Raw genomic sequence first — 20,411 nt, 5'->3', positions numbered from 1 at the left:
ATGACCTCACATTAGCTCTTTGTGCTGAAAACCGAATTCCAGCAGGGATGTTTCATTGACCGGGGCGAAGAGCCCATCCTTGCCTCTGACAGAGAGCGGGGGAGAGGGGTTGGCAAGGGGGGCATCGGGACGATAGCCCGCGCCGATGACGGCGAGGAGGATGCCGTTCCAGCTCTCCTTGAACTCCTTGAACGTGATCACCCGGTTGCCGAGGGCCGGGTCTGCCAGATAGACGCGATCGTGGCGATCGATGGCCCGCAGCACGGCAAAGTGCTGATAGCCGCGAATGTTGAGCAGGACGATGGTGGGCACCCTCACCTGGCGCAGTTTTTCATCGCCCAGTCGATACCCTCTGACCCGCATGCCGAGCATTTGCAGGTACTGCTTCATGTCGAGCATGGAGAAGCCGTAGTGCTTGACCTGCTCCGGGTCTGCCATGGCAAGCATGCCATCCATGACCCAGCGTTCATTGGTTGCATGGCCGTAGGCGTAGCGCAAGATGGTGGCGACGGCGGCGGCCCCGCAGCTGAAATCCGTATGTTGGCGCTCGATGTTGGCGTACCGGCGCTCCAGAATGCTCTGCACCGGTTTGTTGAGATCCCCCAGCGCCGGGAGATGCTCCCCCAGTGGCACCGAGCCTGCCCAGACGGCAGGACAGCACAGCAACAGCAACAGCCAGCGCATTCAGACCTCCAGTGTCAGGGAAAAAGGGGGCACTGGGCCCCCTCGCATCGACTTACTTGGCAAACCCTGCGGCCAGCGAGAGATTGTTCGCTTGCAGGTTGTTGGTCCCCGAGGAGACGTTCACCCCGATGTTGCCCACGGCACCGTTGAAGGCGCCGCCATCGATGGTTGCCCGGTTGAAGGTTTCGCGGCTGGTGTAGGTGTTGACCACGGGAATATACCCGACGGCGTACCCACTGAGCTTGATGTCACCCTCTTCCTTGAACTCGAACTTGCCATCATCTTTCGGGTTGTTGTTGCCGTACCTGTCGTTGTCATTGTCGTGGCCATGTCCTTTCTTGACATCATGGCCGGTACCGCCCCCCTCGTAATCGCCCCAAGCCTTGAGACCGAGGAACACACCTGCCTTGTCAACCGTCTTGGTTGCGCTCAGGCTTTGGTTTTCGGTCATGTTCTTGGAGACGCTCTGGCTGTTGGCCACGGTGGCCACGGCCATGTTGCCGGTGGACACGGAGGCTGCCATGTTGTTGGCCTGGACGTTACCCGAGCCCGAGGTCACGTTGACCCCGATGTTGCCTGCGGCATCCTTGAAGGCCCCATCGCCCACACCGGCCTTGTTCTGATGGCCGTGATTGGTCGTCCAGTTGTTGCTGGCGCTCTGGGTGGAGAAGACCTCGGCATCCGACGATCCGCCAGGGGCGCCATGTTGTTGTTGACCACGACCCATGATGAACTCGGCATCGACCTCGTCATAGGCGGCCAGGGAAGCGCTGTTGCCCTGTACGTTGGAGTCACCGGCTGCGACGTTGGCGCCGATGTTACCGGATGCACCCTTGAACGAGCCGTCGATCTTGCTCGTGTTCTCCGTTCTTGTATTGGCGGTGCCTATCATGGAACTGGACTGCTGGTTGTCCACGACGGCCATGCCGAGTTTGTTGACGTTGATGTAGCCGCCGACATTGACCCTGCCTTCGTATTCCACATCGACTTCTGCCTTGACCTTCTTGGTCAAGGTTGCCCCTGTCTCATCTCTGTCACCGCGGTAATCGGCGGATGCAGTGCCCGACATGGCCATGATGACCGCGGCGGCTAATGAGCTATAAATAAGTCCACGCATAATGAGTCTCTCCATTGAACTTTCAGCGGAAGATATGCCCATCGGCTGATACCCCCGGGCCTGGCTTCCTATCCCTGCGGCATCATGGGGATGCCGTTACTGCGCCAGCCAGGGGCAGGGAAACCATGTTGACTGACTGGTTTCCCTGTCCCGTGACCTGGTTCACCTGAATGACCCCCTTGCTGCCCGTGAGGGCGGTGTCATCCAGATAGATGCTGGTAGTTGTGTTGGCGGGGGGCTTTCCCCCCGGGGTCTTCGCGACGCTGGAGCTGAGATTGATGTCGGTCACGACACCCAGGCCGCTGTCATCGAGGGACAGGGCGAAGGCGTTCAGTTGCTGGTTGCCCTCACCCGCCCCCTGATTGATGCCGACCAGTCCCCGGTTCTGGCTCAGGGCCGAGCCCAGGATGGCGACGCTCTGGCTGCCGTTCAGATTGGTGGTGGATTGATTCAGCTGACCAAATTGAATGACGGCCGGACCCGAAATGGCGATGGCGGCAAGATTGCCTTGTTGGTTGTTATTGCCGGCAACCATATTGACGCCCATGGAACCACGAATATTGCTCAATGCCTGAGCACCGAGATCGACCCGGTTTTGTGCCATTGAGGGGGTGGCAAATGCCAGAAAAGGAAATGCTGCCAATGCAATATATATTTTCATGTTCTGTCTCCATATGCCAGGAGGGCTTATTGGAGAGAGCAACGACCATGCCAATTTACAACCATATGATTTTTAGTTGTTTTTTATTTGATATAATTGTTTTTACGTCTCAATATTGAGAGCGACATATTATGTCGTGAAGTAAGCGCTTATTTATCAATGGATTTATTTTTTCTCACGGATAATTTGGCTGTCTCAATATTGTGGTGCCATCAATCTAAAGGCGGGATGGTTTATAGTTATCATCGTCTGGCCATATTAAATGGCGCCATTTGATGATAAAGGGAGTTATCTGGACAAGTCGTCAGACTCCTTCATGCAGTGGCGATAACAAGGAGTTGTCCCTATGACAGAAACGGCATTGTTGCTCATCAATTCATGTGCCGTACTGGAAAGCCTGCTGGAACAAGGCGAGTGGCAGGTGGAGCAGGCAAGTTCCCTGGTGGTGGCAGAGAAAAAACTGCAGGAAAAGGACTATCCCCTGGTGCTGGTGGTGATCGAGCATCAGCAGCACGAAGCCCTCTACAACCTGATTGCGCAGCACTCCGGCGCCTTGTGGATCGGCCTCATCCAGCGGGACTGTCTCGCCAGCGAAGCCCTTCGCAATTTGCTGGCAGCCTGTTTTCATGATTTTCACACCTTTCCCCTGGACAGAGACAGGCTCTCCCACAGCCTGGGACATGCCCTGGGGATGGCGCGCCTCATCCGGCGACACCGCCCCAGACTGCAACCCCAACTGCGTTTCATCCAGGGGGAGAGCGCCCCCATCCGCCAGTTGCGCGACCAGATCGTGCGGTTGCAGCATTGCCGCCTGCCCGTACTGGTGACGGGACCGAGCGGCACGGGCAAGGAGCTGGTGGCCCGGGAGCTGCACTACAGCACGTTCGGGGAGGAGAGCCCCTTCGTGGCGGTCAATTGCGGGGCCATGCCCCATCAGCTCATCCAGTCCGAGCTGTTCGGCCACGTCAAGGGGGCCTTCACCGGGGCACAGCACCACAAGATAGGCAAGATAGAGGCCGCCGATGGCGGCACCCTGTTTCTCGACGAGATAGGGGAGCTGCCGCTGGAGGATCAGGCAACCCTGCTGCGCTTCTTGCAGGAGCAGTGCATAGAGGCGGTGGGCAGCCACCTGTCGCGTCGTGTGGATGTGCGTATCATCGCGGCCACCAATATCGATGTGGAGCAGGCGGTGGCCAGCGGCGGCTTTCGCATGGATCTCTACTACCGGCTCAACGTGGTGCGCCTGCGTACCCCGGCCTTGTGCGAGCGGGCGGAAGACATCCAGCTCCTTGCCGATGACATTCTGGCGGAAGTGCGGGGCGGGCGGGTGCTCAGCTTCACCCGCAAGGCACGCCAGGCCATGCAGTCCTATGGCTGGCCGGGGAATGTGAGGGAGCTGCGCAACCGGGTGCAGCGGGCGGCGGTCATGTGCAGCGGCCCCTTCATCGAAGCCGATGACATGGAGCTGACCAACATGGACAGCCTGCTGCTCGACGGCTCGCTCAAGGCGGTGCGCGAAGCGGCGGAGCGTCAGGCCTTGCAACGGACGCTGGCCCGCTTCCCCGATCAGCTCGAGGAGGTGGCCCGCACGCTCGATATCTCCCGGGCCACCCTCTATCGCCTGCTGGACAAGCACGATCTGCTGTGAGGGGACGGCCGTATCGCCCCGTCATGCAAAAAGCCCGGGCAGCAGGCCCGGGCTGCTTGTCTGGTCCCGTCGCCGGGACTCGTGACTTCCGATGAGCTTCAGGCCATCTCCATGGCGAGGTGACAGAGTCGCCGCGCAGCCTCCTCCTCGCTCTTGACCACCTGATGCACGCCGCGCACGCGCAGATGATGCACCTCCTCGTGCTGGTGGGCACAGGCGGCGATGCGCATCAGGGCGCCGTATTCCTGCGCCCTGATGGCTATCTCACCGGCCAGCAGGCTGTCATCCAGGGTGATCAGCAGCCAGCTGGCATTGGGCAGCGCCGCCGTCAGCAGATCCTGCTGGATGGGATGGCCCGCCAGACAGGTGATCCCCATGGCGCGCCAGGGGGCCAGCAGTCGCTCATCGGTGTCGATCACCACCATCTCCCTGCCTTGTTCATGCAACTGCCAGATGAGGTGCTGACCTATCTCGTCGGCGCCCACTACCACCACATGGCCCTGCAAGGGGCAGAGGTGAGGTGACTCATCGGTGCGTGGCTCGGGATGGCGCCTCAGCCAGCGCTCCACCTGGTTGAAGACCAGCGGATTGAGCACGATGGAGAAACAGGCGCCGACCAGCACCAGATCCCGGGCGACCCCGGGGACCAGTTCGAGCATGACCCCGAGACCCATCAGGATAAAGGAGAACTCCCCCACCTGGGCCAGGCTGGCGGAGATGGTCAGCGCCGTGCGCTGGCTGTGGCCAAAGAGTCGCACGATGGCGAAGGCGGCCACCGATTTGCCGATCACGATGACGAACAGGGTGGCCAGCACGGCCAGGGGCTCGCGCAGCAGGATGACGGGGTCGAACAGCATGCCCACGGAGACGAAGAAGAGCACGGCAAAGGCGTCCTGCAGGGGCAGGGTGTCGTTGGCCGCCTTGTGGCTCAGATGGGAGCTGTTCATCACGACGCCGGCGAAGAAGGCGCCGAGGGCAAAGGAGACGCCAAACAGCTTGACGGCGCCAAAAGCGATGCCCAGGGAACAGGAGAGGACGGCCAGGGTGAACAGCTCGCGGGAGCCGGTGGCGGCGGTGCGGGCCAGCAGCCAGGGGATGAGGCGTCGCCCGCCGATGACCATCAGGGCGATGAAGGCAGCCACCTTGGCCAGGGTCAGGCCGATATCCGCCATCACCTGGGCCGGGGTCAGTGCCTCGCCCCCCTGCTGCAGGTTGGCGAGGATGGGGAGCAGTACCAGGGCCAGCACCATCACCAGATCCTCCACGATGAGCCAGCCGATGGCGATGCGTCCCTCGTTGGTGTCGAGCTGGCCGCGACTCTCCAGGGCACGCAGCAGCACCACGGTACTGGCGGTGGAGAGGGCCAGGCCAAACACCAGGCCGGCGGTCACGGTCCAGTCGAGCAGTTGGGAGAGGCCAAGGCCGAGTAGGGTCGCAAGGGTTATCTGGACGATGGCTCCCGGGATGGCGATGTGTTTCACCGACAGCAGGTCTTTCACGGAAAAGTGCAGGCCGACACCAAACATCAGCAGGATGACGCCGATTTCGGCCAGCTCGGGGGCGAGCCGCAGGTCGGCGACATAGCCCGGCGTAAAGGGGCCGCATACCACGCCGGCCGCGAGGTAGCCCACCATGGGGGAGATGCGCAGGCGGCTTGCCAGCATGCCGAAGAGGTAGGCCAGCACGAGGCCGCCTACCAGGGTGGTGATAAGGGGGAGTGAGTGGTCCATGTCGTCACCTCGCTAATGGCAGTCAGGGGCTACCAGATCACCCGAAGGCGAAGAGGGCAGCTGTCAATGAGCAGGGGGCGAAAGAGACAGAAGTTGGCCGTATCAAGGGGAAATCTTGAGGGCAACAGATGCCGTTTCTATTGAAAAGTAATGCATTTATATGCCATGAGCAACACTGTTCCAGTTTTTTCATTGATTTTGATGAAAAGCATCTTTAATGCATTGCGATTGGGTGAAAAGAGTGTGCAGTTAAAGAAAAATTGGCAGGAATAATCAATCGATGATGATATTGGGAGGCAAGGGAGAACACCTATGAGCACACGGCATGGAGGAGGCGGGCCTCCTCCATGGTGAACGAGGGTGCTGAAGGGGCATCACTCTCCCCTGGCGACCCCCTCACGTCTGGGGTCTGCGGCTCCCAGCCAGCCGCCGGCATGGCGCTGGACGCCCTGCAGCCCGGAGGTCTGCTCGTTAAGCAGGACCTCGTGCCCTCTGGCCTTGAGCCCCTGAACCACGGCGTCGGGCGTGCGCCCCTGCTCCAGCTCGGTGGGGCCGTTGCGACTGCCGAAATTGGGCAGGTTGATGGCCTGCTGCAGGTCGAGCCCCCAATCCTGGGTGCCGAGCAGCGCCTTGCCCACGTAGTTGATGATGGCCGAGCCTCCCGGGGAGCCCAGGCTCATCTCGAGCTCGCCGCTTGCCTTGTCAAACACCAGCAGGGGCGACATGGAGGAGCGGGGGCGCTTGCCGGGCTCCACCCGATTGGCCACCGGCAGGCCGGCGGCGTCCACCGAGGTGAAGGAGAAGTCGGTGAGCTGGTTGTTCAGCAGGTAGCCGTTGACCATCAGCCGCGAGCCGAAGCCATCCTCGATGGAGCTGGTCATGGCCACCGCCATGCCGCTCTTGTCCACGATGGAGATGTGGCTGGTGGAGGGCAGCTCCGGGGTGGCGTCCCGGCCCCTGGCCAGCGCCCGGGGCGGGTTGCCGGGCTGGGCGACGCCCATGGAGCGGTTGCCGATAAGGTGTCCCCGCTGCGCCAGATAGCCCTTGTCCAGCAGGCCGGTCACCGGCACGTCGACGACGTCGCCGTCGGCCACGTACTGGTTGCGATCGGCGAAGGCGAGGCGTGCCGCCTCGCTGTAGAGGTGAATGGCCTCGCTGGAGGCGGCCAGTTGGCCCTGCTCCCCCTGTACCGGTTTGAGGGCGGCCATGTCCCGGCTCTCCAGCATGCCGAAAATCTGGCCAAGGGCGATGGTGCCGGAGGAGGGGGTCGGGAAGCCGCAGATCTCGCTCTGGCGATAGTCAAAGCAGAGCCCGTCCCGCAGCTTGGCCCGGTAGCTGGCGAGATCGGCGGCGCTCAGCACCCCGGGGTTGGTCGGGTGGGCGTGCACCTTGGCCACCATGGCCTCGGCCAGCGGGCCGTGATAGAAGGCGTCGGGGCCATCGCTTGCCAGGGTACGCAGCACCCTGGCCAGGGCCGGGTTGGTGAGCCGGGTACCTGCCGTCTTGGGAGTACCGTCCGCCTGATAGAAGTAGGCACGGGCGTCCGGATCCCCGGCCAGATAGGGATCTTTTGCCAGCAGGGTGGCGAGGCGGGGGCTTATCACGAACCCTTGTTCCGCGAGGGTGATGGCGGGTTCGAACAGCGTGGCCCAGGGCAGCTTGCCATAGCGCTCGTGCGCCAGGGCCAGGGCACGCACCGTGCCGGGGGCGCCGACGGAGCGCCCGCCCACCACCCCCTCATAGAAGGTCATGGGTTTGCCCTCCTTCATGAAGAGCTGATCGGTGGCAGCGGCGGGGGCTGTCTCCCGGCCATCCACCGCCGCCACCTGCTTGCCGTCCCACACCAGCATGAGGGAGCCGCCACCGATGCCCGAGGATTGGGGCTCCACCAGGGTCAGCACCAGCTGGACGGCGATGGCTGCATCGACGGCGCTGCCCCCCGCCTTGATGATCTGGTAGCCCGCGTCCACCGCCAGCGGGTTGGCCGCCGCCACCATGAAGTCACGGCCCTGCCAGCCCGGTTTGTCAATCCAGCCGCTGGCCGCCTCCGGGGCGATCAGGGTCTGGGGAGGAGGGACATAGTGAAAGCCATCCTGGGAGGCGCAGCCGCCAAGCAGGCCGAGGGCGACCAGCAGGCCGAGGGGTTTGAGGGACATGACAGGCTCCTTGTCGGTTTCTTGTTCACCTGCCGAAATGTGTCACACTTGGAGCTTGATTAAAAGTTTGTCTTAATACTCATATGGTTACAAAACTATCAAGGAGGCGCTCATGACACACCGAGGGACGCTGGCGAAACCTTGCATGGCGGGGCTGCTCTGCCTGTTGCTGACGGCCTGCGGGGAGCCGACCTTCAGACCGCTGGCCCAGGGGGAGACCCTGCTCGCCTTCGGGGACAGTCTGACCGAGGGGCGCGGGGTGAGCCCGTCCCAAAGCTACCCCAGCGTGCTGGCGAACCTGAGCGGCCATCCCGTGGTCAATGGCGGGGTGTCCGGAGAGCTGAGCCAGGCCGGCAGGGTCTGACTGCCCGGGTTGCTGGCCCGGTACAGACCCGCTCTGGTCATCCTGCTGGAGGGGGGCAACGACATCCTGCGTGGCAGCGGGGAGGCGGCCCTCAAGGCCAATCTCGCCGCCATGATAGAGGCGGTGCAGGGGAGCGGGGCCCAGATCCTGCTTGTCGGGGTGCCCCGAAAATCCCTGTTTGCCGATGGCGCTCCCCTCTACGAAGAGCTGGCAGATCAGTACGGGCTGGTGCTGGACAACGACAGCATCGGCGAGTTGCTGCGAGACCCGGCCCTGAAGTCCGATGCGGTGCATTTCAATGCCGAGGGTTACCGCACCCTGGCGCAGCGACTTCATCGACTGTTGCAGGAAAGGGGGGCACTCTAGCGAGGTGTCATGCTGCCGGGGCAGTGCGCCATGCTGCCGCAATCAATGGGGTCAGGGTATTGCGCGGCGGCGCTACCCCGGAGGCGTCCAGCCCGTGGCGATGATGCCGATGGAGATGAAAAAACCGCCGTGAAGGCGGTTTTTTGCAATCAGGCTGAGCCAATTTGCTTAGATGGACTGCTCTTCACCGCCCAGGGCGGCAAACAGGGCCGGGATGAACTGGGAGAGCTCGGCGGTGACCAGGGCGAAGTCGGCGTCCAGGCGGGCGGCGGGATCTTCACTGGTGACGTCGTCGTTCTGCTCGCGCAGCTCTTCGCTGAACTTGAGGCGCTTGATGGAGAGATCATCCCCCAGCACGAAGCTCAGGGTTTCGCCCCAGTTGAGGGCCAGCTTGGTCACCAGCTTGTCGTTGGCCAGGTGGTTCTTGATCTCCTCGCTCATCAGATCCTGCTGCTTGCAGCGGATGATGCCGCCGTGCTCCATGGCGCTGCGCAGCTCGGCTTCGTCCTCCAGGGTGAAGGCGGCGGGCAGGTTGCCCTCGTTGAGCCACTCGGTCATGGTGATCTCGGGCGGGTTCTTGAGGGCCACCGGCACTACCGGCAGGGAGCCGATGGATTTGCGCAAGAGCGCCAGCAGATCGTCCGCCTTCTTGGCGGAGCCTGCATCCACCACCATCAGGTTGTCGGCAGGGTTTATCCAGGCGAAGGTCTGGCTGGTGCGGCTGAAGGCGCGGGGCAGCAGGGTGTGCATGATCTCCTCTTTCAGCGCCTCCTTCTCTTTCTTCTTGAGGGCGCGGCCCTGTTCGAACTCGATCGCCTCTACCTTCTCCGCCAGCATCTCCTTGACCACGGTGCCGGGCAGCATCTTCTCTTCCTTGCGAGCGCACAGCAGGATGTGGCCGGCGGCGGAGTGGGTCAGGGTGGAGCCGAATTTGCCAAGGGGCTTGACCCACCCGAACCGGGAGATGTCCTGACTGCCGCAGGGGGTGAAGGCGCAGGCTTTCAGCTGGGTTTCCAGCTGCTCAACGGTCAGGTCGAAGGGGCGGGTAAAGCGGTAAATCTGCAGGTTTTTAAACCACATGGCGTCCTCGGTCTCTAGATTGTCCGGCGGGCATTGTACTAGAGAGGCGCTTTGTGATCAGCCAATCATTCTCGCTAAATAAAGGGCGATCGACCTCACAGGGCCCCATCTTGATCCCCCGGGAGCGGGCCCAACTCCCCTAGACTGCGAGTGTTCACATTGCTGACAAGGAGGCGACCATGTTGAGACAGAGTCGGCCGGAAGACATGGAAGAGATCGTCGAAATCTGGCTCCTGGCCTCCCTGCAGGCCCACGATTTCGTCGATGCCTCCTGCTGGTGGCAGGCTCAGGAGGAGCTGCGTACCCGCTACCTCGATCACGCCCGCATCTGGGTGTTCGAGGAGCGAGGGGACCTGCTCGGCTTCATGGCACTGGTGGATGATTACCTGGCTGCACTCTTCGTGCGCCCCGATAGGCAGGGGCGGGGGGTGGGGCACGCCCTGTTGCAGGAAGCCAGATCCAGATGTGCCGAGCTGCATACCCGGGTCTTCGTGGAGAACGAGCCGGCGGTGCGTTTCTACCGCCGCCACGGCTTTGAAATCGGGGGGGAGGTGCCCGATCCCCTCACCGGTCATCTTCAGTACCAGATGCATTACCAAGCCGTCTGAATCTGACGTCTGGGGCTGCCCCGGTTGAAAACGGGGAGCTCCATCCTCATCTTGTCTCCATCCCGGGGCGCCTTCGCCCCCGCTCTCTTCTCCTTATCGAGCCGTTTTCCATGAAGATCCTGCACACCGCCGACTGGCACCTCGGTCATCAGCTTCACGGCCACGACCGCCGCTTCGAACACGACGCCTTCCTCGATTGGCTGGCCGACACCATCAAGACCCGCGACATCGACGCCCTGCTGGTGGCGGGCGATCTGTTCGACACCGCCAACCCTCCCGCCAGTGCCTGGCAGCAGCTCTACCGCTTCCTGGCGCGGCTGCGCGCCGAGCACCCGGCTCTGGAGATGGTGCTCATCGGCGGCAACCACGACTCTCCCTCCAAGCTGGATGCCCCCCACGAGCTGCTGCGCGCTTTCGACCTCCATCTGGTGGGCAGCATCAGCCGGGACGACGAGGGGCGCCTCGAGACCGAGCGCCTGCTGGTGCCGCTGCGAGGCAAGAACGGCGAGGTGGCCGCCTGGTGCGCCGCCGTGCCGTTTCTGCGCAGCAGCGATCTGCGCCCCGACGGGCTCGGCGAGGGGCAGGACAGACTCATCGAAGGGGTACGCCAGGTCTATGAGGCGGTGCTGAGCGAGGGGCGTGCGCGCTGCCATCCGGATCAGGCCCTCATCGCCATGGGTCACGCCTATCTGGCGGCGGGCCAGCTCTCCGAGCTCTCCGAGCGGCGGGTGCTCGGTGGCAACCAGCATGCCCTGCCCGCCGAGCTGTTTGCTACCGCCGACTACACGGCGCTGGGTCATCTGCACCTGGCTCAGAGCCCGGCCGAGGGGGTGCACTACAGCGGCTCGCCGCTGCCGCTCTCACTGGCCGAGGCGAATTACAACCATCAGGTGCTGGAGGTGACGTTTGAGGGGGGCAAGCTGGCCCGGCTTGAGCGGATCCCGGTGCCCCGTGCGGTGGAGATGATCCGGCTGCCCCAGAGCGGCCTTGACGAGGCGCTCCAGGCCATCGAGGCGCTGGACCTGCCCGCTTGCCCGCAGCAGGCCCAGCCCTTCCTCGAGGTGCGGCTGCTGTTGCCCAAACCCGAGGCCCGCATCCGCGAGCGCGTGCTGGCCGCCATCGGCGACAAGCCGGTGCGCCTTGCCCGCATCACGACCAGTTATCAGGGCTCGGGCCAGGGGCTGGCGGACGGTGCCGGCCAGCGCCGGCTCGATGAGCTCTCCCCCACCGAGGTGTTTCGCCTCTGCTATCAGCGTCAGTTCGACGGGGAGCCGGAGGCCGAACTGGTGGCGTCGTTTGAAGAGATCCTGGAGCAGGTGAAGGAGGCAAATGCATGAAAATCTTGTCGCTGTCAGGGGAGAATCTGGCCAGCCTGACCGGTCAATTCACCATCGATTTTGCCGGTGGCGCCCTGGGGGCTGCCGGCCTGTTTGCCATCACCGGCAATACCGGCGCCGGCAAGAGCACCCTGCTCGATGCCATCTGTCTGGCGCTCTACGACGAGATGCCGCGCTTTATCGCCAATCGCAAGAACGTGGCCGAAGTGGGCCGCATGGATGACGAGGAGAAGCTCAAGGCCAACGACGTGCGCGGCATCCTCAGCCGCGGCCATGCCAGCGGTTTTGCCGAGGTGCAGTTTCGCGGCTGTGACGGCCGCATCTGGCTGGCCCGCTGGGCGGTGCGCCGGGCTCGCAACCGCGCCGAGGGGCGCTTTCAGGCCCAGGAGCGCAGCCTGACCGACGTGGCGTCGGGCCAGGTGTTCAGTGGCAGCAAGCGGGAGCTGCAGGATCGCATCGACGAGCTGGTGGGACTCTCCTGGGAGCAGTTTCGCCGCGCCGTCATCCTGCCGCAGGGGGAGTTTGCCGCCTTCCTCAAGTCGAGCGCCGACGAGCGTTCGGCCCTGCTCGAACGGATGACCGGCACCGAGCTCTACTCCGCTATTTCGGTCCAGACCCATGAGCGGGCGCGGGAGGAGCAGCAGAAACTGGCTGCCATCAGCCAGCGGCTCGGTGACGTGGCGCTGATGGACGAGGCGACCCGCGAGCAGTGGGTGAGCCAGCAGGTCAGCCTCGCCACCAGCCTCAAGCACGAGCAGCAGCAACAGCAGCTGATGCAGGACTTGCGCGATCTCAACGGCCGTATCGCTGCCCAGTTGCAGGCCTGTCAGGAGGGAGAGGAGGCCCTTGCCGCGGCCGAGGCTGCCCACGCTGCGGCCGCTCCCGAGCGCGAGGAGTTCGTCCGCGCCGAGCAGGCCCAGGTGGCCCGCGCGGATCACGACGAACTGGCTCGCCTCACCCTGGAGGTGCAGCAGCAGGAGAAGGCGCTGGCCGAGCTTGGCCCTGAACTTGGCAAGCTGGAGGAGCAGACCCAGCAGAGCGCCCTCACCGAACAGCAGCTGCTGGCGGAGAAGATCGCCGCCGAGCGCGAGTGGGGCGCCCTGCAGCCTGAACTCAAACGGGCGCAGGAGTTCGACACCCGCATTCGGGAAAAGCAGCAGCAACTGCAGAAGATCCAGCAGGAGGGGGCGCAGGAGCGGGAGGTGCAGCTCACCCTGGAGCAGGGCTGGCGCCAGCAGTGCCAGCAGGTGGAGCAGCTCAAGGGCCAGCACCAGCAGTGGGGTGCCTGGCTTGAGGAGCACAAGGAGCTGGCGCCGGTGGCCCGCCAGTGGCAGCCCCTGCTCACCGCCATGCAGGATTGGGCCGAGGATGCCGACAGGCTGCAGCAGCTCCTTACCCTGCGCGAGCACAAGCTGCGCGCCCTCAGGCAGTTGCAACATCAGCTGGAACAGGGGCAGCAGGAGCGCGACTATTGGCAGCGCGAGCAGGAGCGACTGCAGCAGCAACAGCACGAGCTGCAGGAACAGCAATGGGAGGGGCGCCTGGCCAAGGCGCAGGAGCAGTGGCAAGGGCAGACTGAGCAGCTGGGCCAGCTGCGCCAGCTGTTGGAGCTGGCGGACTATGGCCGCAATCACGGTGAGCAGCATGGTCGCCTGCAGCAGGAGATCGTCCAGCTGGAGCAGGCGCTCGGCAAGCTGGCCATCCTCGGCGACGAGCTGACGCCGGCCCGCGAGCGGCTCGCCCTGCAACGGGACGAGGCGCGTCACGCACTGGAGCAGTCCCGCGCCATCGCCAGTTTCGAGCAGCATCGCCACATCCTGCGCGACGGTGAACCTTGCCCGCTCTGCGGCGCCGAGGAGCACCCCTATCACCAGAGCCAGCCGCAGGTGGCCGGTATTCTCGGCCAGCTGGCGGAGCGCGTCCGCAGCCTGGAGCTCGAGTGGGAGCGGCTCAATCACCAATACATTCAGTGCGAGAGCGAACGCCAGGAGCTGGCCCGCCAGCTGGCAGTGCGTCAGCAGCATCTACCTGAGCTGGAGACGCGCGCCGAGCAGCTGACCCAGCGTTGGCAGCAGCTGGGCGGTGCCGAGCTGCTGGGCCATCCGTTGCCGCTGCGTCAGAGCCCAATCGAGTGGAACGAGTTGATGAGTACCCTGCTCGGCCGCGGCCAGAGTCTGGAGCAGGGGCTGGCCCGCAGCCAGCAGCAACTGCGCGAGGCCCAGCAGGGGCAGCAGCAGTTGCAGGCCGTGCGCCAGCAACTGAGCCAGCTGGCCAGCCAGCACCAGCAGTTCGAGCAGCAGTGGCAGGAGGCCGATCGCCAGCGCATCGCCCTGGAAGGGGAGGTGAAGGGGATGGGCGAGCAGGAAACGACCCTGCGCCAGCGCCTTGAGCAGGGGAGCAGCCGGCTCGACGAGCAGATGGGAGGCCAGCCCTGGCGTCAGTGGCTGGGCAGCCAGCAGTGGCGCGAGTGGCAGCGGGCTTGCGAGGCCTGGCTGCACGGCCAGAGCGAGTGGGAGCGACTGACCGGCGAGATTGCCAGCCTCACCCCGGCCCTGAGTGCTCAGGAGGCGCGTCTGCAGACTCAGCGTGAGCTGCTGCACAAGCTCGAGCGCGACTACAAGGAGCATGAACAGCAACGGCAGGGGCTGGTCACAAGCCGTTCTGCCTGTCTGGGGGGGGAGGAGATTGCCCTGGTCGAGAGCCGCTGGCAGCAGCGGCTGCAGCAACTGGCCAGCGAGCTGGAGACGATGCAGGGGGCGGCCCGCACCCTGCGCGAGCGCCAGACCGAGCTCAAGACCCGTCTCAGCCATCTGGAGCAGGAGAAGCAGGTGAGCAGCCGGCGGCGACGGGAGGTGCTGGGGCGCTGGGCTGCCCACGCCAGCAGCCTCGGCATCGCCGAATATGATCTGCACCGCCTGCTGGCCATGAGCCCGGATGAGCTCAAGGGGCGCCGCGCCGCCTTGCAGGCGCTGGAGGATGCCCGCGCCGAGGCGCGTACCCGTTTGACCGAGCGGCAGCGGGCGCTGGCGCTGGAGGAGAGCAAGCGGGATCGTTACCGCGAGCATCACCCCGAGCTGGCCGCGTTGGCGCCCCAGGAACTCGACAGCCGGCTGACGGCGCTGGAGGCGCACTGCCGCGCCCTCGACGAGCAGCTGTTCCAGTGCAAGAGCACGCTGGCACAGGCGGCGGCGGCGGCCCTCAAGGCGGGCACCTTGCAGGAGGAGCTGGCCGCCCAGCAGGCGGTGGCGGATCACTGGCAGCGGCTCTGTGACCTTATCGGTTCGGCCAGCGGCGCCAAGCTGCGTACCTTCGCCCAGAGCCTCACGCTGGAGCGGCTGCTGCTGGAGGCCAACGCCCAGCTCGCCGAGCTCTCCCCCCGCTATCGGCTGGAGCGGGTGCCCGGCACCGATCTGGCGCTGCAGGTGGTGGATCTCGACATGGGGGACGAGGTGCGCTCGGTAGATTCCCTCTCCGGTGGCGAGAGCTTCCTGGTGTCGCTGGCGCTGGCGCTGGCCCTCTCCAGCCTGTCGTCGCGCCAGACCCAGGTCGAATCGCTCTTTATCGATGAGGGCTTCGGCACCCTCGATCCCGACAGTCTGGATCTGGCGCTCTCAAGCCTTGACTCCCTGCAGGCGGCCGGCCGCCAGATCGGGGTCATCTCCCACGTGCAGACCCTGGTGGAGCGGATCGGCGTGCAGGTGCGGGTGGAGGCCCTCGGCGGAGGCGAAAGCCGGGTGGTGTTGCCCGGCTGACGATGTGTCGCCCATGACCCTCCATGAACAGAAAGGCCCCTGTCACAGGGGCCTTTCTGTTGGTGTGCAACCCGTCGCCGGTTATTTGCGCTCGGGCAGCATATTGGTCAGGGTGTTGTCCTTGAGCACATGGTGGTGGTAGATGGCTGCCGCCGCGTGCAGGGCAATCAGGGCATAGCCAATGTTGGCCAGCGTCTCGTGCAGCTCCTTGATGGTACCCTTCAGGCCGTCGTCGGGGGCGATGAGGGCGGGGAGCGCCAGGCCGAAGAAGGGAATGGGCTTGCCCCTGCGCTCAACAGCAGCCAGCCCAGCAGCGGGGTGAGGATCAGGAAGCCATAGAGCGCCAGGTGGGCGAGCTTGGCCAGCGTGAGCATCAGGGGGGAGAGCTCGGGCACGATACGCGGTGAAGGGCTACCCACGCGCACCAGCAGGCGCACGACCACCAGCGCCAGGATCAGCAGACCCACCATGAAGTGAAACTCCTTCATCAGGTCGCGGCCGGCCGACCCTTTGGGGAAGATGTCCCTGAACTCCATCAGCGCATAGACGGCGATCATCAGCAGCAGGGTCAACCAGTGCAGCCCTATGCTCAGGCTGCCATAACGTTGTTCGGAATTTCTCAGCATCGTTGTCTCCTCGCCACTTAAGCGGCTTATCTCTTTTCATCCCGTCTCATATCGAGCCAAAGGACCCGCAGGTATCCCTCTTGAGGGTACTCGGCTTGCTTATGCCCGTGTTGATCTCGATAACATTTCTGCCTGTTTGCCGTCATGCTGACCTGTGCGGGAGCCCATGGAGTATCGGGGGATGGAAGGGGCAAAAAAAAACCGAAGCACCAGGCTTCGGTTTTTGGCGGTCGCTGGCGTCAGGCCAGGGCGCATTATTTCTTGATGCGGATCACCGGGGTTTCGCCCACGGTCACGGCGCCAGTCATCTTCACCAGCTCTTTGATCTCGTCCATGTTGGAGATGACCACAGGCGTCAGGGTAGACTTGGCTTTGGCTTCCAGAACGGCCAGATCGAACTCGATGATAGTGTCACCGCGCTTGACCTGTTGACCTTCCTGAGCGATACGGGTGAAACCTTCACCCTTCAGCTCGACGGTGTCGATACCGAAGTGAACGAATAGCTCGATACCAGAGTCGGACTCCAGAGAGAACGCGTGGTTGGTCTCGAAGATTTTGCCGATGGTGCCGTCGCACGGAGCAACCATCTTGTTGCCGGCCGGTTTGATGGCGATGCCGTCGCCGACGATCTTCTCGGCGAAGACGACGTCAGGCACATCTTCGATGGGGACGATTTCGCCGGACAGCGGGGCAAAGATTTCGATGCCGCCAGTGTCAGAACTGTCGTCGGAAACCAGTTTCTTCAGTTTGTCGAACAGACCCATAGTAAAAGCTCCTAGAGATGATTGTCGCTGTTTGCAGCCGATCTTAGCAGACTGCCTTCTGCTTAATAAAGTTATCTACGCACGCTTCGATTTCGGCGGCGGTGGCAAAGCTCAGCGCCTGGTCGGCCATGGCCTTCACATCTTCGAAGTTGGTGTTGCGGATAAGCTTCTTGATACGCGGTACAGAGATGGCGCTCATGGAGAACTCATCCAGACCCATACCCAGCAGCAGCAGGGTGGCGCGTTCGTCACCAGCCAGTTCACCGCACATACCGGTCCACTTGCCATTGTCATGGGAAGCGTCGATCACCATCTTGATCAGGGTCAGGACGGAGGGTGACAGCGGGTTGTACATGGCGGAAATCATCTCGTTACCACGGTCGACAGCCAGGGTGTACTGGGTCAGGTCGTTGGTACCGATACTGAAGAAATCCACTTCCTTGGCCAGATGATGAGCCATCACGGCCGCGGCCGGGGTCTCGATCATGATACCCACTTCGATGGATTCATCAAAGGCTTTGCCTTCGGCACGCAGTTCGGCTTTCAGCGTCTCCACGGTAGCCTTCAGGCTGCGGAACTCTTCGACGGAGATGATCATCGGGAACATGATGCGCAGCTTGCCAAAGGCGGAGGCGCGCAGGATGGCCCGCAGCTGGGCGTGCATGATGTCGGCACGATCGAAGAAGATCCGCACGGCACGCCAGCCCAGGAAGGGGTTCATCTCCTTCGGGAAATTCATGTAGGGCAGTTCTTTGTCGCCGCCGATGTCCATGGTGCGGACGATGATCGGCTGGTCCGGCATGGCCTCTGCCACTTCTTTGTAGGCCTTGAACTGCTCGTCTTCGGTCGGCAGCGCGTCACGGTCCATGAAGAGGAACTCGGTACGGTACAGACCCACGCCCTCGGCGCCGTTGCGGATGGCACCCTCGGTATCCTTGACGGTCCCGATGTTGGCGCACACTTCGACCTGATGGCCGTCCAGGGTGATGGCAGGCAGGTCTTTGAGCTTGGCCAGCTCATCCTTCTCGGCCTGGAACTGGGCCTGGAACTTCTTGGCCTCGGCCAGCTGTTCTGCGGTCGGATTGATGATGACCTGGTTGTTGATCGCATCCAGCACCAGCATGTCACCGTTCTTGACGCGCTCGGTGATGTCGTTGGTGCCCACAACGGCCGGCAGCTCCAGGGAGCGGGCCATGATGGAGGTGTGGGAGGTACGGCCACCGATGTCGGTGACGAAGCCCAGCACGTATTTCAGATTGATCTGAGCGGTTTCAGACGGGGTCAGGTCTTTGGCGACCAGGATGACCTCTTCGTCGATGGTGCTCAGGTTGACAACGGCGATGCCCAGTACGTTCTTGACCAGACGGGTGCCGATGTCACGGAAGTCGGTGGCGCGCTCACGCAGATAGGGGTCATCCAGATCGGCCATCATCTTGGCGTACTGTTCGATCACCTCGTGAACGGCTCTGTCGGCAGAGGCCTTGTGTTCTTTGATGAAGGATCTGATATCCCCTTCCAGCTCTTCATCTTCGAGCAGCATGATGTGGCCTTCGAAGATGGCCTCTTTTTCTTCACCGAAGGTGCGACCGGCCATCTCTTTGATGGCTTCCAGCTGTGCGGCTGACTTGGTGCGGGCTTCGAGGAAGCGGTTGATCTCGGCATCAATCTGTTCGGCGGGAATCTTGCCCTGATTGATAACGATTTCATCTTCTTTCAGAAGAAGCGCCTTGCCGAATGCGATACCGGGGGACGCAAGAATGCCAGATATCATAATCCTTCCTATTAAAACGACTGTGGGGGAGGAATAAAGCTGGATTACTCCAGCTCGTCCATCAGGGCAACCAGCTTCTCAACGGCTTTCTGAGCGTCCGGGCCGTCAGCCTGGATGGTCACGTTGGTGCCTTTGGTCAGACCCAGGGTCTGGAGCTTGAACAGGCTCTTGGCGCTGGCGGATTTGCCACCGGAGACCACAGTGATCTCGCTTTGGAATTCTTTGGCTTCTTTCACGAACTGAGCTGCAGGACGGGTGTGCAGGCCGTTTTCAGCAGTAATAACAACAGACTTCTCGTACATGGTTTCACCCCATATTATTGATATTGTTTGGAGAGATGGTCGCCAATGAGGCTTCCTGTCTCACCGTGTCAGTATGGATATGTTGTAAAGTAACGAAATCAGACCTGCAATGGTTTAATCCAGGTCAATTTTCTGTGCAGTATTCGGCGTCGTGGCCAGGTATTTTTTCGCTATCAGGCTGCAAGCCGCGTCAGGCCTGGCCTGAAATTATTTTATAACGAAAAATAACACTTTGTTACCTTGTGATACCTTGCCAGCAAACACCTCGTGACGCCGCACAGGATATGAGATTTATCACAGAATGTCTGCTTTTTTTGTCATATCCAAGTTTGTTATTTTACCCCAAAAAATAAGGGGCCGAGTGGCACTGGTGGCTAGAGAGTTTAGCGCATAATGAAAACGGCGCTCCGAGGAGCGCCGTCGTTTTGGTGTTGGCTGATCAACTACTGCTGCAATTCCTGCTCGCTGAAAACACCGGCGAAGAGGGCGCTGGAGAGGTAACGCTCGGCGGCGCTCGGCAGGATGACAACAATCGTTTTCCCTTCGAACTCCGGCTGCTCGGCCAGACGGTTGGCTGCGACCACGGCAGCGCCGGAGCTGATACCGGCCAGGATCCCTTCCTCTTCCATCAGGCGGCGGGCCATCTCGATGGCTTCGTCACTGCTCACCTGCTCGACGCGGTCCAGCAGGCTCAAATCCAGGTTGCCCGGGATGAAGCCGGCGCCGATGCCCTGGATCTTGTGGGGACCGGGCTTTATCTCTTCACCCGCCAGTTTCTGGCTGATGACGGGGGATTCGCTGGGCTCGACCGCCACGGAGACGATGGCCTTGCCCTTGGTCTTCTTGATGTAGCGGGAGACCCCGGTGATGGTGCCGCCGGTGCCGACGCCCGCCACGAACACATCCACTTCGCCATCGGTGGCGTCCCAGATCTCGGGACCAGTGGTCTGCTCGTGGATTTCCGGGTTGGCCGGGTTTTCAAACTGTTGCAGCAGCACGTACTTGCCCGGCTCGGATTCGAGGATCTCGTTGGCCTTGGCAATGGCGCCCTTCATGCCGAGGGGGCCTTCGGTCAGCACCAGGTTGGCACCCAGGGCCTTGAGCAGTTTGCGGCGCTCCAGGCTCATGGTGGCTGGCATGGTCAGGGTGATGGGATAGCCGCGGGCCGCAGCCACGAATGCCAGGGCAATGCCCGTGTTGCCGCTGGTGGGCTCGATGATCTCCTTGCCCTTGGTCAGCACGCCGCGTTTCTCGGCATCCCAGATGAGGTTGGCACCGATCCGGCACTTGACGCTGAAGCTCGGGTTGCGGCTCTCGATCTTGGCCAGCACGCGGCCCTTGGTAACACGGTTGAGACGAACAAGCGGGGTGTTGCCTATGGTCTGGCTGTTGTCCTCAAAAATTTTGCTCATGGTGCTATCCCTGTGTTTGTTAAGGCGATGAAA

16 protein-coding genes and 1 pseudogene are annotated in these 20,411 nt (G+C 62.6%); 6 read left to right on the top strand and 11 right to left on the bottom strand.

The genetic code is table 11. From position 1 onward, the window contains the following. Positions 1–6: 6 nt before the first annotated feature. The 3 genes from C2U37_RS00585 to C2U37_RS00575 all read right to left on the bottom strand — a co-directional run bounded on the left by C2U37_RS00585 (position 7) and on the right by C2U37_RS00575 (position 2,462). Entirely contained in the window at positions 7–684 is a 678-nt protein-coding gene (locus C2U37_RS00585) for a C39 family peptidase (protein WP_039039335.1), read from the bottom strand. A gap of 52 nt (positions 685–736) precedes the next feature. Further along, positions 737–1,696 (bottom strand): hypothetical protein, encoded by a 960-nt coding sequence (locus C2U37_RS00580; RefSeq protein WP_010673558.1) that lies wholly within the window; start codon positions 1,694–1,696, stop codon positions 737–739. 187 nt (positions 1,697–1,883) lie between these two features. Further along, the gene (locus tag C2U37_RS00575; protein ID WP_223924172.1) at positions 1,884–2,462 is read right to left on the bottom strand and encodes a hypothetical protein; all 579 of its coding nucleotides are present in this window, start codon (positions 2,460–2,462) and stop codon (positions 1,884–1,886) included. Positions 2,463–2,808: 346 nt separating this feature from the next. Here C2U37_RS00575 and C2U37_RS00570 point away from each other — a divergent pair, with 346 nt between their 5' ends. After that, positions 2,809–4,110, top strand: coding sequence for a sigma-54 dependent transcriptional regulator (locus C2U37_RS00570; protein WP_042864209.1), 1,302 nt, complete (start codon positions 2,809–2,811; stop codon positions 4,108–4,110). 98 nt (positions 4,111–4,208) lie between these two features. Here C2U37_RS00570 and ybaL read toward each other — a convergent pair whose 3' ends face one another. Both ybaL and ggt read right to left on the bottom strand, forming a co-directional pair. Further along, the gene (gene ybaL, locus C2U37_RS00565; protein ID WP_039039338.1) at positions 4,209–5,840 is read right to left on the bottom strand and encodes a YbaL family putative K(+) efflux transporter; all 1,632 of its coding nucleotides are present in this window, start codon (positions 5,838–5,840) and stop codon (positions 4,209–4,211) included. A gap of 374 nt (positions 5,841–6,214) precedes the next feature. Then, positions 6,215–7,996, bottom strand: a complete 1,782-nt coding sequence (gene ggt, locus C2U37_RS00560; protein WP_102948749.1) for a gamma-glutamyltransferase — start codon at positions 7,994–7,996, stop codon at positions 6,215–6,217. 112 nt (positions 7,997–8,108) lie between these two features. Between ggt and C2U37_RS24965 the strand changes: the two genes are divergently transcribed. Beyond that, positions 8,109–8,360: a hypothetical protein gene (locus tag C2U37_RS24965; RefSeq protein ID WP_223920366.1), complete on the top strand. Its 252-nt coding sequence runs from the start codon at positions 8,109–8,111 to the stop codon at positions 8,358–8,360. A 9-nt stretch (positions 8,361–8,369) separates the two neighbouring features. After that, a complete protein-coding gene (locus tag C2U37_RS24960) occupies positions 8,370–8,726 on the top strand; it encodes a GDSL-type esterase/lipase family protein (RefSeq protein WP_223920367.1) in 357 nt (118 codons plus the stop codon). Between the two features lie 168 nt (positions 8,727–8,894). Here the strand turns inward: C2U37_RS24960 and rdgC are convergent, their stop codons facing one another. After that, positions 8,895–9,806 (bottom strand): recombination-associated protein RdgC, encoded by a 912-nt coding sequence (gene rdgC / locus C2U37_RS00550; protein ID WP_102948748.1) that lies wholly within the window; start codon positions 9,804–9,806, stop codon positions 8,895–8,897. Positions 9,807–9,985: 179 nt separating this feature from the next. On the opposite strand from rdgC, the gene C2U37_RS00545 reads away from it, so the two are divergent. The 3 genes from C2U37_RS00545 to C2U37_RS00535 all read left to right on the top strand — a co-directional run bounded on the left by C2U37_RS00545 (position 9,986) and on the right by C2U37_RS00535 (position 15,503). Continuing rightward, entirely contained in the window at positions 9,986–10,414 is a 429-nt protein-coding gene (locus C2U37_RS00545; RefSeq protein WP_010673565.1) for a GNAT family N-acetyltransferase, read from the top strand. A 110-nt stretch (positions 10,415–10,524) separates the two neighbouring features. After that, positions 10,525–11,751 carry an exonuclease SbcCD subunit D C-terminal domain-containing protein gene (locus C2U37_RS00540; protein ID WP_102948747.1) on the top strand — a complete coding sequence of 409 codons (1,227 nt, stop codon included), beginning with the start codon at positions 10,525–10,527 and terminating at the stop codon, positions 11,749–11,751. Further along, positions 11,748–15,503 (top strand): AAA family ATPase, encoded by a 3,756-nt coding sequence (locus tag C2U37_RS00535; RefSeq protein WP_102948746.1) that lies wholly within the window; start codon positions 11,748–11,750, stop codon positions 15,501–15,503. Before C2U37_RS00540 ends, C2U37_RS00535 begins: the two co-directional genes overlap by 4 nt. Before the next feature lie 81 nt (positions 15,504–15,584). On the opposite strand, the pseudogene C2U37_RS00530 reads toward C2U37_RS00535, so the two are convergent. From C2U37_RS00530 to cysK, 5 genes and pseudogenes are all read right to left on the bottom strand, one after another. Continuing rightward, positions 15,585–16,129: pseudogene (locus C2U37_RS00530) on the bottom strand (cytochrome b). Between the two features lie 254 nt (positions 16,130–16,383). Beyond that, a complete protein-coding gene (gene crr / locus C2U37_RS00525) occupies positions 16,384–16,893 on the bottom strand; it encodes a PTS glucose transporter subunit IIA (protein WP_010673569.1) in 510 nt (169 codons plus the stop codon). Positions 16,894–16,936: 43 nt separating this feature from the next. Next, a complete protein-coding gene (gene ptsI, locus C2U37_RS00520) occupies positions 16,937–18,664 on the bottom strand; it encodes a phosphoenolpyruvate-protein phosphotransferase PtsI (RefSeq protein WP_102948745.1) in 1,728 nt (575 codons plus the stop codon). 44 nt (positions 18,665–18,708) lie between these two features. Further along, positions 18,709–18,966: an HPr family phosphocarrier protein gene (locus C2U37_RS00515; RefSeq protein WP_005303128.1), complete on the bottom strand. Its 258-nt coding sequence runs from the start codon at positions 18,964–18,966 to the stop codon at positions 18,709–18,711. A gap of 443 nt (positions 18,967–19,409) precedes the next feature. Beyond that, the gene (cysK, locus tag C2U37_RS00510) at positions 19,410–20,378 is read right to left on the bottom strand and encodes a cysteine synthase A (protein ID WP_010673571.1); all 969 of its coding nucleotides are present in this window, start codon (positions 20,376–20,378) and stop codon (positions 19,410–19,412) included. Positions 20,379–20,411 lie beyond the last annotated feature (33 nt).

This window comes from Aeromonas sp. ASNIH1 (assembly GCF_002934285.1).
GTDB lineage: Bacteria > Pseudomonadota > Gammaproteobacteria > Enterobacterales > Aeromonadaceae > Aeromonas > Aeromonas caviae.
Note: the sequence above shows the minus strand (reverse complement) of the source record. Positions and strands in the feature narration are given on the sequence as shown.